Source organism: Bacteroides fragilis, assembly GCF_019583405.1.
GTDB classification, from domain to species: domain Bacteria; phylum Bacteroidota; class Bacteroidia; order Bacteroidales; family Bacteroidaceae; genus Bacteroides; species Bacteroides fragilis_B.
The window spans coordinates 330,315-344,294 of sequence record NZ_SZUU01000001.1 but is presented as its reverse complement, the minus strand read 5'-3'; the positions used below and the strand labels follow the sequence as shown (position 1 = coordinate 344,294).

Annotated in this window: 8 protein-coding genes and 1 pseudogene; 4 read left to right on the top strand and 5 right to left on the bottom strand. The window is 41.5% G+C overall.

Annotation, left to right across the window (positions count from 1 at the left end):
- Positions 1 to 15 precede the first annotated feature (15 nt).
- Entirely contained in the window at positions 16 to 3,189 is a 3,174-nt protein-coding gene (locus FDF36_RS01420; RefSeq protein ID WP_220390050.1) for a UvrD-helicase domain-containing protein, read from the top strand.
- Positions 3,186 to 6,059, top strand: coding sequence for a PD-(D/E)XK nuclease family protein (locus FDF36_RS01415; protein ID WP_220390049.1), 2,874 nt, complete (start codon positions 3,186 to 3,188; stop codon positions 6,057 to 6,059). Before FDF36_RS01420 ends, FDF36_RS01415 begins: the two co-directional genes overlap by 4 nt.
- A 236-nt stretch (positions 6,060 to 6,295) precedes the next feature.
- Here the strand turns inward: FDF36_RS01415 and FDF36_RS01410 are convergent, their stop codons facing one another.
- From FDF36_RS01410 to FDF36_RS21435, 3 genes and pseudogenes are all read right to left on the bottom strand, one after another.
- Entirely contained in the window at positions 6,296 to 7,423 is a 1,128-nt protein-coding gene (locus FDF36_RS01410) for an ATP-binding response regulator (RefSeq protein ID WP_005787406.1), read from the bottom strand.
- Positions 7,424 to 7,457: 34 nt separating this feature from the next.
- Positions 7,458 to 8,396: a UDP-glucuronic acid decarboxylase family protein gene (locus FDF36_RS01405; protein WP_220390048.1), complete on the bottom strand. Its 939-nt coding sequence runs from the start codon at positions 8,394 to 8,396 to the stop codon at positions 7,458 to 7,460.
- A 140-nt stretch (positions 8,397 to 8,536) separates the two neighbouring features.
- Positions 8,537 to 8,853: pseudogene (locus tag FDF36_RS21435) on the bottom strand (hypothetical protein).
- Positions 8,854 to 9,104: 251 nt separating this feature from the next.
- Between FDF36_RS21435 and FDF36_RS01400 the strand changes: the two are divergent.
- Both FDF36_RS01400 and FDF36_RS01395 read left to right on the top strand, forming a co-directional pair.
- On the top strand, positions 9,105 to 10,064 hold the full coding sequence (locus FDF36_RS01400) for a hypothetical protein (RefSeq protein WP_220390047.1): 960 nt from the start codon (positions 9,105 to 9,107) through the stop codon (positions 10,062 to 10,064).
- A 249-nt stretch (positions 10,065 to 10,313) separates the two neighbouring features.
- On the top strand, positions 10,314 to 11,273 hold the full coding sequence (locus tag FDF36_RS01395) for a hypothetical protein (protein ID WP_220390046.1): 960 nt from the start codon (positions 10,314 to 10,316) through the stop codon (positions 11,271 to 11,273).
- Between the two features lie 115 nt (positions 11,274 to 11,388).
- Here FDF36_RS01395 and FDF36_RS01390 read toward each other — a convergent pair whose 3' ends face one another.
- Positions 11,389 to 12,369 (bottom strand): FimB/Mfa2 family fimbrial subunit, encoded by a 981-nt coding sequence (locus FDF36_RS01390; protein WP_220390045.1) that lies wholly within the window; start codon positions 12,367 to 12,369, stop codon positions 11,389 to 11,391.
- A gap of 31 nt (positions 12,370 to 12,400) precedes the next feature.
- The gene (locus FDF36_RS01385; protein ID WP_220390044.1) at positions 12,401 to 13,960 is read right to left on the bottom strand and encodes an Mfa1 family fimbria major subunit; all 1,560 of its coding nucleotides are present in this window, start codon (positions 13,958 to 13,960) and stop codon (positions 12,401 to 12,403) included.
- Positions 13,961 to 13,980 lie beyond the last annotated feature (20 nt).

The window sequence follows — 13,980 nt, the reverse complement described above, 5'->3', positions numbered from 1 at the left end:
CAATACAAACTGTGAATGAGCGAACTCATTGTCTATAAAGCCTCCGCCGGGTCCGGAAAAACCTTCACCCTGGCTGTTGAATATATCAAGTTACTAATCCGGAATCCGCGCGCCTATCGCCAGATTTTAGCAGTAACCTTTACTAATAAAGCTACTGCTGAAATGAAGGAGCGTATTCTTAGTCAATTATATGGAATACAGATAGGCGATCCGGATTCGGATGCCTATCTAAAACGCATAATTGCCGAGACAGGACATTCGGAAGACGAGATACGAACAACGGCAGGCATAGCTTTGGGTTATATGCTTCATGACTACAGTCGGTTCCGTGTCGAAACCATTGATTCTTTTTTTCAATCGGTCATGCGTAATCTGGCTCGTGAACTTGAATTGAGTCCCAATCTGAATATCGAACTGAACAACGTAGAAGTATTGAGCGATGCTGTGGACAGTATGATTGAAAAGTTGGGACCCAATTCACCTGTACTGGTATGGCTGCTCGATTATATAGATGAACGTATCGCTGACGATAAACGCTGGAATGTTTCGGATGAGATCAAAAATTTCGGACGGAATATTTTTGATGAAGGATACATTGAGAAAGGTGATGGTCTCCGCCGACGCCTCCGTGACCCGAATGTAATCCATAATTATCGTAAGACATTAAAAGAGATGGAAACAGCCGCTCTTGAACAGATGAAAGAGTTCGCTCAACAGTTTGAAAATGTACTTTCCAGTCAATCACTGAAACCAACTGATTTAAAGAACGGAGCCAAAGGAATAGGAAGTTATTTCAATAAACTAAAAAACGGTATACTGGGAGACGAGATAGTCAATGCTACTGTAATCAAATGCCTCGATGACGAGACTAATTGGGCTGCAAAAACATCAAAACAATATACGGATATTATATTGTTGACTTCTTCCATCTTAATGCCGCTTCTACAAAATGCCGAACAATATCGCTCACGCAACAATCGAATAGTGAACAGCTGCCGACTGTCGACACAGCACCTGAACAAAGTCCGGCTTTTAGCCAATATTGATGAAGAAGTACGTCAACTGAATCGTGAAAACAATCGTTTCCTCCTTTCGGATACCAACGCTTTGCTCCACCAATTAGTGAAAGACGGTGATTCCTCTTTTGTTTTCGAAAAAATCGGAACTAACATCTGCAATGTGATGATAGACGAATTTCAAGACACCAGTCGAATGCAATGGGATAATTTTAAACTCCTGCTACTTGAAGGATTGTCTCAAGGAGCCGACAGCTTGATTGTAGGTGATGTCAAGCAATCTATTTATCGTTGGCGAAACGGCGATTGGGGAATTCTGAACGGATTGAACAAGCAACTTGGATATTTTTCTATCCGTACAGAAACGTTAAAAACCAACCGCCGAAGTGAAACCAATATCATACGATTCAACAATAGTATATTCTCCGCGGCTGTGGACTATCTCAACGAAATGTATAATAAGCAGTTGGGAAGCATTTGTGAGCCTCTGATCAATGCATATGCCGACGTGGAACAGGAATCCCCCCGAAACAAACAACAAGGATACGTTAAGGTAGAGTTTCTCGAACCGGACGAAGAACACGATTATACAGAACAAACCCTTATCAGCCTGGGAATGGAAGTAGAACATCTGTTACAATCCGGCGTTAAACTGAACGATATAGCTATTCTCGTAAGAAAGAATAAAAGTATTCCGCGTATTGCCGATTACTTCGATAAACAACTAAATTATAAGATCGTGTCTGACGAAGCCTTCCGTCTGGATGCCTCGCTCGCCATCTGTATGATGTTGGATGCCTTGCGCTATCTTTCCGATCCGGAGAATCGGATCGTGAAAGCACAGTTGGCCACTAATTACCAATTACAAATACTTCATTCGGAGTATGATCTCAATTCGCTGCTCCTCCATAAAGCCGAAAAATTATTTCCACCGGCTTTTCTGGAACGAATGGCAGAACTACGGTTGATGCCTCTGTATGAACTATTAGAGGAACTTTTCAGTTTATTTGAACTGCACCGTATTGAACAACAGGACGCTTACCTATTTGCTTTCTTTGATGCAGTAACTGATTATCTGCAAAGCCACTCTTCTGATCCGGACAGCTTTATACGATATTGGAACGAGACGTTATCCGGGAAAACAATTCCGAGTGGCGAAGTGGAGGGTATACGTATCTTTTCAATACATAAATCCAAAGGACTGGAATTTCATACGGTACTCCTACCCTTCTGCGACTGGAAACTGGAAAATGAAACAAACAACCAACTCGTCTGGTGCGTACCTCAAGAAGCCCCTTTCAACGAGTTGGATATTGTGCCGGTAAATTACTCTTCCGCCATGGCAGAATCAGTATACCGCACAGATTATTTACACGAACGCCTGCAACTATGGGTAGACAATCTGAATCTGCTTTACGTAGCATTTACACGTGCCGGCAAAAATTTGATTATCTGGAGTCGGAAAGGACAAAGAAATACAATGGCCGAATTGCTAACCGGAGCACTACCACAGGCTGCCAACAGATTAGATAAGGAATGGGATGAAGAACAGGTATATGAATTAGGTGACCTTTGCCCATCCGAAAGTGAGAAAAAAATCGATTCAGGTAACAAACTGACTCGCAAACCGGAGAAACTTCCGGTCAATATGGAATCTATGCATCCGGATATAGAATTCCGACAGTCCAACCGATCCGCAGATTTTATCAAGGGGCTTTCTGAAGAAGAATCCGATGACCGCTTCATAAACCACGGACAATTGTTGCATACTTTATTTTCTGCCATCGAGACCAGAGATGACATAGAACCGGCCATTCAGCGCTTGATATTCGAAGGAATTATCGGCAGCAAAGAAGCGGAAGAACGAATACGTTCTCTGACCGTAAAGGCCTTCTCCCTGCCTGAAGTACAAGAGTGGTACTCCGGTGAATGGAGATTGTTCAACGAGTGCGCAATCATTTACAAAGACAAAGGTGTATTACAAACCCGTCGCCCTGATCGTGTAATGATGAAAAACGAGCAAGTAGTTGTGGTAGACTTCAAATTTGGTAAAGCAAACAAAAAATACAACAAACAGGTAAAAGGATACATGCAGCTCCTCTCCCGAATGGGATACAAAAACATCACAGGTTATTTGTGGTATGTAGAAGAAGAAACAATCGAAAAAGTATGAAAACATTTCTCCAATTGGTCGCGCAGGACCTTTACTCTAAAATAGGAAATGATCTGTCACGCACAGCTATCATATTCCCTAACAAGCGTGCCAGTCTATTCTTTAATGAACATTTAGCAAATCAGTCCGATCAGCCTCTTTGGTCACCGGCATATTTAAGTATCAGCGAATTATTTCAGCATTTATCGGTATTAAAATTAGGAGATCCGATTCGGTTAGTATGCGAGCTTTATAAAATATTCCGTGAAGAAACAAATAGTGACGAATCACTGGACGACTTCTACTTCTGGGGTGAGTTATTAATCAGTGATTTTGATGATGTAGACAAAAATCTGGTTAATGCAGATAAATTATTTACTAATCTGCAGGACTTAAAGAATGTCATGGATGATTATGAATTTCTCGACCAAGAGCAAGAACAGGCTATCCAGCAATTTTTCCAAAATTTTTCTATCGAAAAGAGAACACTGTTAAAAGAAAAGTTTATTTCTCTTTGGGATAAATTGGGTGATATTTATCGCCGATATCATAAAAAGCTGGAAGAATTAGGATTTGCCTACGAAGGTATGCTCTACCGAAACGTTATTGAACAACTTGAACCGGCTTCATTGAAATATGACTGCTATGTATTTGTCGGCTTCAACGTACTGAACAAGGTGGAAACCCACTTCTTCCAACAATTGCAGAATGCGGGTAAAGCTCTTTTTTATTGGGATTATGACGTATTTTACACTCAGCTTCCTTCCCGGCAAAAACAACGCCATGAGGCCGGAGAATTTATCAACCGCAATCTCAAGCTCTTCCCCAATGAGCTTCCTGCCGAATTGTTCAATGAATTGATAAAGCCCAAAAAAGTTCGTTTTATCTCTTCCCCTACCGAGAACGCACAAGCTCGTTATCTGCCTCAATGGATACATGAGAATCTGAGTAACGAAGAAAAAGAAAATGCCGTTGTACTGTGCAATGAAGCCTTACTTCTCCCTGTTTTGCACTCCATACCGGAGAAAGTAAAAAATGTCAATATCACCATGGGATTTCCGTTAGCGCAGACTCCGGTATATAGTTTTATCAACGCCATACTCGAACTGCAAACCAGCGGATACCAGACAGATTCGGGACGATATATCTATGACGCTGTACAGACGGTATTGAAACATCCGTATACCCGCCGCCTCTCAGATAAGGCTGAACCGCTGCAACGGGAACTTACAAAAACCAACCGTTTTTATCCTTTTCCATCCGAATTAAAGAAAGACAAATTTCTGGACATATTGTTTACGCCCCGCAATGGCATCCGGGAACTCTGTGTCTACATCACGGAACTGCTGAAAGAAGTATCTGTTTTATATCGTCAGGAACAGGAAAGCGATGACATTTTCAATCAGCTGTATCGTGAATCTCTCTTCAAAAGTTTCACATTAGTCAACAGGTTGCTCAATCTGGTTGACAACAACGAATTGCAGGTACGCATAGAAACTCTGAAACGTTTATTAAATAAAATACTGAATGCAGCCAACATTCCTTTTCATGGCGAACCGGCTATAGGAATGCAGATCATGGGAGTATTGGAAACACGTAACCTCGACTTCCGTAACTTGCTCCTTCTATCGCTTAATGAAGGTCAATTGCCCAAATCGGGAGGTGAGTCATCATTCATCCCCTATAATTTACGCAAAGCTTTCGGCATGACTACTATCGAACATAAGAATGCAGTTTATGCCTATTATTTCTATCGCCTGATTCAACGTGCAGAAAATATAACCTTAATGTATAACACCTCTTCAGATGGGTTAAACAGAGGAGAATGGTCGCGCTTCATGTTACAGTTTCTGATTGAATGGCCACATGAAATCAGCCGTGAATATCTCGAATCCGGACAATCGCCACAAAACAGCAAGGAAATTCGCATTACAAAAACTCCGGAAATCATTGACCGTTTATACCGGACTTATGACTTCTCACGCAACCCGGATGCCCTAACACTTTCGCCTTCAGCATTGAACACCTATCTTGATTGTCGGCTGAAGTTTTATTTCCGTTATGTGGCACGCCTTAAAGCTCCAGATGAAGTCAGTGCTGAAATTGACTCCGCCCTGTTCGGAACCATCTTCCACCGTTCTGCTCAATTGGTTTATTTAGATCTGACAGCCAACAAACGAGATATTCATAAAGAAGATCTTGAACGCCTATTACGCGATAATATCCGTCTTCAAAACTACGTTGATATAGCTTTTAAAGAAATATTTTTTCATGTTCCTATCGACGAGAAGCCCGAGTATAACGGAATCCAACTAATAAACTCAAAGGTTATCACTTCGTATCTCCGCCAACTGCTGCGTAATGACCTGCAATACGCCCCTTTCCGAATGATGGGTATGGAACAGGAAGTAGTGGAGGATATCCAGATAGAAGGGCCTGTGGGAAAGTTATCACTAAAAATCGGAGGTACCATCGACCGCATGGATAGCAAAGAAGGTACACTCCGAATTGTGGACTATAAGACCGGAGGTAGCCCCAAAGTACCGGCAAATATAGAACAATTATTCACACCTGCCGAAGGACGTCCCAACTATATCTTCCAAACTTTCCTATACGCTGCCATCATGACACGGCAACAGGCACTAAAAGTAGCTCCCTCACTACTCTATATTCATCGGGCAGCTTCCGATAGTTACTCTCCTGTAATTGAAATAGGAGAAGCCCGCAAGCCTAAACTGCCAGTCGATGATTTTTCGGTTTATGAAGATGAATTCCGTGAGCGTCTCCTGAAATTACTTGAAGAGATATACGATGACAAAGAGGAATTCACTCAAACTGAGGATACAAAAAAATGTGAATATTGCGATTTTAAAGCAATGTGCAAACGATAATCCCCCTATCCATATAATCCCAAAGATAACGCCGGAATCTGGCAATAGAAAAAATAGAGCTGTGTCGAAATGAAGTAAACCCCGAAAGTTGGACAAAAAACTTTCGGGGTTTACTTATTATGTTAAGACATCACAGATATCACAGATAAGGTTTACTCTGTGGTGAATGAGAGTACATCTCCATTTTTATTAGAATAATCTATATTCGAGACGATTCTTCTATCGCTATCGAATCCTTATTTTTTCAGTGGAATCGAGAAATAGAAAGTTGAACCTTCATCTTTAACAGAAGTAAACCACAACTTTCCTCCATTTTTCACAACAAAATCCTGGCACAAAAGTAACCCGAGTCCCGAACCTTCTTCATTATTAGTACCGAATGTACTGAAATGTGTATCGGTATGCAACAGTTTTTTCTGGCTTTCTTCGTCAATACCACATCCGCTATCTTTAACACTAACTACCGACATTCCATCCGACTCTTCAACTTTTATAAGAACTTCGGAACCTTCATTACTGAATTTAATGGCATTGCTTATTAAATTGCGTATTACCGTCTTTATCATATCAATATCGGCGTGTACCGCCTGACATTCCGGCGATTCAATTCGCAAACGAATATTCTTCAGGCCGGCAACCATTGCGAAGATTTCTCCGACTCCTTCTACAACTTCCACCATGTCGATATCCTGATATACGACTTTAAGCTTACCTATCTGGCTTTTTGTCCATTTCAGCAAGTTATCTAACAACGAAAACACATCTTCGGTAGTCTGATTGGCCATAGTCAGCAACTCATACATATCTTCACCGATTTTTTCTTTGGGCAAACTAAGAATCAGCATATTAAGCACCATCTTAATAGATCCCATAGGCGAACGGAGGTCATGGGCAATCACAGAATAAAGCTTATCACGCCCGATAATAGTCTTTTTAAGTTCCTCCGTTTTGGCTTCAATAATACGTTTGGCCGCTACTAAAGAAATCTGATGACTGACCCGAATAATCAGTTCTTCTTTATTAAAAGGTTTAGAGATAAAGTCGTTGCCGCCTACCTGAAATCCTTTGACTATATCGGCGGTACTATTCAGTGCGGTCAAAAAGATGATCGGAATATGGGCCGCTTCGGGATCCGCCTTCAACTTTTGAGAAACTTCAAAACCACTCATATCCGGCATCATCACATCCAGCAATATCAGGTCGGGATTCTCTTTCTTTACTTGGTCCAATGCCTGATTCCCATTGCTAGCTGTCACTATGTTAAACTTCTCATTGGTCAGCAATACCTTCAATAAAAGGACATTGGACATAACATCGTCTACAATGAGAATTTTATATTCCGAGGGATTAATTTCCATATTCATCTTTATGTAGCTTTAATCTTGAGTTCTTATTTTATTATAACTTATACTTCATCTTGAAATAGTCAATCATACGATCCAAACCTTCATCCAGCAAAATAGTCGGTTGCCAACCCAATTTCTCCTGTGCCAGTCTGATATCAGGTTTACGTTGTTGGGGATCGTCGTGCGGCAGGGGCTTAAAAGTAATCTTCGACTTTGATCCGGTCTTCCGGATGATCTTCTCCGCTAACTGAAGCATGGAAAATTCATTCGGATTGCCAAGATTTACCGGTCCGATAAAATCATCACCCGTATTCATCATCCGGATCATACCCTCGACCAAATCATCAATATACTGGAAACTACGGGTTTGCTCACCTGTCCCATAGATAGTAATATCGTCGTTCTTCAGTGCCTGGATAAGAAAATTAGAAACCACTCTCCCGTCGTTCGGCAACATCCGAGGACCGTATGTATTGAAAATACGGACAATTTTAATGCGTACGTTATTCTGCCGATGATAATCCATAAAGAGAGTTTCAGAACAACGTTTCCCTTCATCATAACAAGAACGGATGCCAATCGGATTGACATTTCCCCAATAAGATTCAGGTTGCGGATGAACCTCCGGATCTCCGTAAACCTCACTGGTTGAAGCTTGCAGTATTTTAGCGTTGAGCCTACGGGCCAAACCTAACATATTGATAGCTCCCATTACGGATGTTTTAATGGTTTGAATCGCATCGTACTGATAATGTATGGGAGAAGCCGGGCAGGCAAGGTTGTATATTTCGTCTACTTCAGCACTATATGGAAATGTTATATCATGACGTACCACTTCGAAATGGTGATTATCCATCAAATGGATAATATTTTCTTTTGATCCGGTAAAAAAATTATCCAGACAAATAACGTCGTGTCCCTCGTTGATTAGCCGAGTACAAAGATGCGAACCAATAAAGCCCGCACCTCCGCTAACTAAGATTCTTTTCATGTAATTATTTTATAATGACAAAGGTTCAATACACGTCCTTTTCTCATCTATATCCGGACAAATGTAGACGATTTGATTAAAATATGCAAGTTTTTCGAACATATATTTTTAGTAAAAAGAAACCAAATCTAAAAATTCTTTTATAACCCGGACATACTACGCCAGCTTTGAAATTCTGCTCTTTTTTCTTTTGGAATGCAGATTTCAATTTCATCCTCTTTACCCATTTTCACCAATCTATGTTCGATAAACTTCTCAATCATAGCATTGCTCAGCATAACGCACTTTAATACAATCTCATACGACTGATAAATGCGATCATACGCATGAACCGCGAATATAAAAAGCAGAGATGCCTTGCGGAATTATCGTGTGCACTCCAGCAATCTCCCTCTTTATACAGAAAAATACGACTATCATTGTTTATCTCTCTAATTAATACCTTTTCTAAATCCATCATAATCACTTTAGGGGGTTGACATAAAAAACAAGCTTTCCGGCTTATGTCACAAAACTACATCGGGATTGGAGGATATTTGTGACCGACAGAATGTTTCTGTCCCTCCGACCCTTTCTCTATATGTAGATTGATCGTGGCAGACTTCCTCTTTTTGCAAGTAAGGGCATCAAAATAAAAAATAGTTGCGAATTGCGAAACAAGCCGGGGGATAAAAGTGTTAAACAGAGAAACAGTACAAACTGAAAATTATGATAACAAACGAATTAAATATAGGCTTAATAGAATCCGCAAAAGAAAAGATTCCGACCGGAACCAACTTGGCAAACACTCTCATGGACATTTTATATATAGGTAAGGAGGCCATCTATCGCCGACTGCGGGGAGAAGTACCGTTTACTTTGGCAGAAGCAGCCGTCATCTCGAGAAAATTGGGAATATCGCTCGACAAGATGATCGGTGTGAGTTTCAGCAACAATGCGGTATTCGACCTGAACGTCGTACACCATACCAATACATTCGAAACCTATCACGATATTCTCACGAAATATATCGATGCATTCGATAACATCCGGGAAGATCCCACTACAGAAATGGCAACCTCTTCAAACATATTGCCTCAAGCATTATATCTCAAACATGATGTACTTTCAAAGTTTCGTCTGTTTAAATGGATGTACCAGAATGAAAATATCAAATGCAAGCATTTTGATGAACTGGAGATTCCCCACAAAATATATAACATCCAGAAAGACTTTGTCAATATGACGCAGCAGATGAAGACGACTGATTATATCTGGGACAATACCGTATTCGAACATGTAGTGAGAGATATACAGTTCTTTTCGGAAATCCACCTGGTTTCGGAAGAAGACAAAGAGTTGATAAAAGACGATTTATTGCTTCTGACGGATGAATTGGAAGAGTTGGCCGGAAAAGGTAAGTATGAAACCGGTAACGATGTACGTATCTATATCTCAAATATCAAGTTCGATGCCACCTATAGCTATGTGGCAACCAGCAACAGCCATATCAGTATGATACGCATATACTCTATCAATGCCATTACAACGCAGGATGACGGCATGTTCCGCAGCCTGAAAGAGTGGGTACAATCACTCAAAAAATTCTCAACTCAAATATCCGAAAGCGGAGAGATGCAACGTATACGTTTCTTTAATGAACAGCGTGAAATAATAAATACCTTATAACTTTATTAAAAACGAAAAACGAAACAATGTAGGAGAACAGTGACAATTATCGGAAACAGATGGCAATGCCATCTGTTTTTTTTCATTCTCCAGCCATCCCTCCGACAATAATTCTCCAATCAGAAAATCCCTCTTTTTTCTACACATGATATACCATACAAAAGTTCGGTCTACTTACTCTATATTTGCATATGTCACAAACCATTGTGATTCTCGCAATATTATTAATCAATAACCCAAACGGCAGTTATGAAAAATTATATCGTTAATGAACTCATTGCAGCAATGAAAGAACGGATTCCTCGTGGAATAAATCTGGCCAACTACCTGACAGATACCTTATGTATGGGAAAAGAGGCTGTATACCGAAGATTACGGGGCGAAGTGGCCTTTACCTTTGACGAAGTTGCCATGATTTCATGCAAACTGGGAATATCAATTGATCAGATTATTGGAAATCACCAGTCGAACCGTGTGACTTTCGATTTGAACCTGCTTCACTCACCCGATCCTCTGGAAAGTTATTATGAGATTATAGAACGCTATCTGCGCATATTCAACTACGTAAAAGATGATATCAGCACGAAGATATATACCGCTTCGAACGTAATTCCTTTCACCCTCTATTCTTCGTACGAATACTTATCAAAGTTTCGCCTGTGCAGATGGATTTATCAAAATGGGAAAATACGTACCCCAAACAGCTTATCGGGAATGCAAATACCAGAGAAAGCGATTCATGCCCATAAACTGTTGAGCGAAGCTGTCAAAGCGTGCAGGAAGACCTGTTTTATATGGGACAGCAGCGTATTCTACTCGTTTGTGAAAGAGATGAAGTATTTTGCCGGCCTCAATCTGATTTCGGAAACAGACCTGATACATTTAAAAAACGAACTGGAGCTGTTGCTGCATGAATTGGAACAGATATCCGCAAAAGGTGAATTCAGTAACGGAAACAAAGTAGCCATTTACTTATCCAATATCGATTTTGAGGCAACCTACAGCTATATAGAAAAGAAAGATTTCCAAATCAGTCTCCTCCGGGTATATTCTATTAACTCAATGGACTCTCAAAGCCCACGAATTTGTGGCATACAAAAAGATTGGATACAATCATTGAAAAGACACTCCACACTGATTTCAGAAAGCGGAGAGTCCCAAAGAATTACTTTCCTGGAACAGCAGAAGAGTTTCATCGACACCCTGTAACCCCCCGACCGACCAATACCTGTATAAAAATATGGCTACACCCTACAGAAGAAAGGGTGTAGCCATATCGGCATTAGGGTGTAGCCATCCGGAACGGATAGCTACACCCTGATACTTAAACTCCATCGACCTCTTGCTTCCGGATCAGCCAACCGTTGATCTGTACATCCACACTTATATAATTTCCGTTGCCATCCATACCTTTAAAGAATAGAATAATACCGTGTTTATCGGCACGGTCCAGATATTCCTGCAAGGGTATATCAGCATATTGCTGAAGCCTCAGCGCATTAAGATATTTATTCAAGGGGATGTCAAGAATCACATTACCCGATGACTTATACGTGATAACCAATCTGTTTTCGGTATCAGTCATCAGACGCAACGTATTCAGTTCGGCTATAGCTCCGGTCTCAGGATCGTCTTCGGTATGATAAGCAGTATATTCTACTTTCTCGTCCGTTTCGTCTCCCAAAAGCCCATTTTCATGGTTGTACCTCCCATTGGGCGAAATAATTCGAAAATCATAATCATCCACGTGAATACTGCTGTCGTCGAGCATCTGCATGATGATACGGAATTTCTTCGTATTCTTCAGCAAAGAGACAGTGGTGATATCATTATTATACTGTGGAGATACCTCCGTCTGTTTGCCATGCCACAGTAAATGGAGTTCTCTGTCGACCACCCCTCCTCCAATCCGGGTTTTCAGATTGTTGACACTGACCTCCAGATCTTCCAACGTAGATACCCCGGGAGTCAGGGTAACTTTGTCATACGACTCGTCATACAACCCCGACCAAGCCACAAAAATATATCTTCTGCCTGCCATGGCTCCGGGTAAAGTCATCAGGTAATCCGGTGCAAAAGCACCGGATTCTTCTTTCAATTCTGTCACAAATACACCTTTTTCATCGAATACATACAGGTTCATCTTGGTTGCCTGCTTATGAAACAAGTCTATGTATTCCAGGTTGTAGTCGTATACAAAGCGGACATAAGAGTTGCAATCTTCATCCATCCCGTCTCTGACGCAGGAAGCACATAGCAGAAGGCAGCAACATGCAACCTGTATGTATCCGATAAATCTGTTCATAGTTACTTCAGTTTAGTTTATAAGAAAGAATTTATAAAAGTTCCTCTACATTCTGATTACGGATATACCACCGCATAATGTTGACGTCAGCCGAGATCCAGGAAGTGTCTTCGTCATCCGGATCTGTTCCGGGAGGATTGATCACCGGCTGTCCCGGACCGATAATCTTATTGATACTAAGCTGATATACATTATTCCGTACCACGCCATAGCGTCCGTATCCCATCAATACAGGTACCATGTTATTGGAGAAATGACGAATCAGAACCGTATAATAGCACACTCCCTGATAGTAGAAATTAATGCCACCCTCCGAAAAAGAAGCCGTAGGTGAATTAAATGCATTCGGGTTCCAGGCCAGTACGTTCTCTATAGCCTGCTCCAAACCTGCATCACGTAATTCCTGAGGAATCTGCCCCCTGTCATTTACCATATCCCGCATGGCTTCCACTCTGATAGCATTGCCTTTGAAATAGTAGAAACTGATGCCCCCTCCGTTACGAGTCGCAACCGATCCGAAGCCATTCGGCGTGTAAGTTCCGCTAATCACTACACGGGTAGTTACGTCATGCCGCTGGTCGGCAGCGTCCATCGTATTTTCCAGCGTATAATCATAGTCATCAAAATTTTTGCTCAACTCCGGAGTTCCTGACAAATATTCAAACTGTCCGACAGGGTTTCCTCCATTCCAGGAACTGAATCTCCTAAAGTTAGGATCTTCGGCATAACGTTCCTCGCGGTATCCGGCATTGAGTTGTTCCATTTCATTCGGAACACCACCCGAGTTAGCTATAAAAGTCATCTTACGCATCCAGTAGGTATACATATTGGTCACATCCAGTCCCCATTTCAGATTGTCAATCCGATCACCGTGCGGTACTACCTCAGGCACTCCGCTGACAACAACTTTAGCTACCGCACGTTCCACTTCGACCCTTACCGGATTTTCTTCGGCCATACGTTGATTATCCTTCAACTCCACCTCAGGAACAAAAATAAGGTCCTGATGATTAGTCATATAAAAGTTATTATCGGCGGCAATACCATAAGGTTGTATCAACGACTCTTTTGTCATGTTGGCCGCACGCGATAAATAACTTTTGGGATTTCCCTGCTCGGTAATCTCCAGCAATTCACCGGGAGGATTGATCAATATCAATAACTCATAATCCTGTTTCACCACTTCACGACCTACTGTAACAAAACGACTCACGGTCGGCGTAGCCGATGGCACATCTTCTCCTCTCACTACATCTCCTCCGGTAAATTCATTCATTCCGTCAGTAGATACATTCAGGTCCCAAGAGTAACGCACGGTATTATTCTTGGTTTCATACAGCACCATGCGTACATGATTCACGACTTGCTCTTCAGTACGTCCCGAAGTTGTCGGGTCGACTGCCACCCGGGTACCGGCCAACGAACCGGTAGACAGGCGCATGGAAAGAAATCCTTTCTCGGTCGGTTCCGGAGTTTCCTTACCGGTACTTCCACCAGGGTCAAAATTCTCTTCATCGCTACAAGATGCCATCATCATCATTCCGGCTCCGATTGCGAGGCCGAACATTAGTTTTTTCCATTCTACTTTCATAGTTCTACAATTGTTTAATT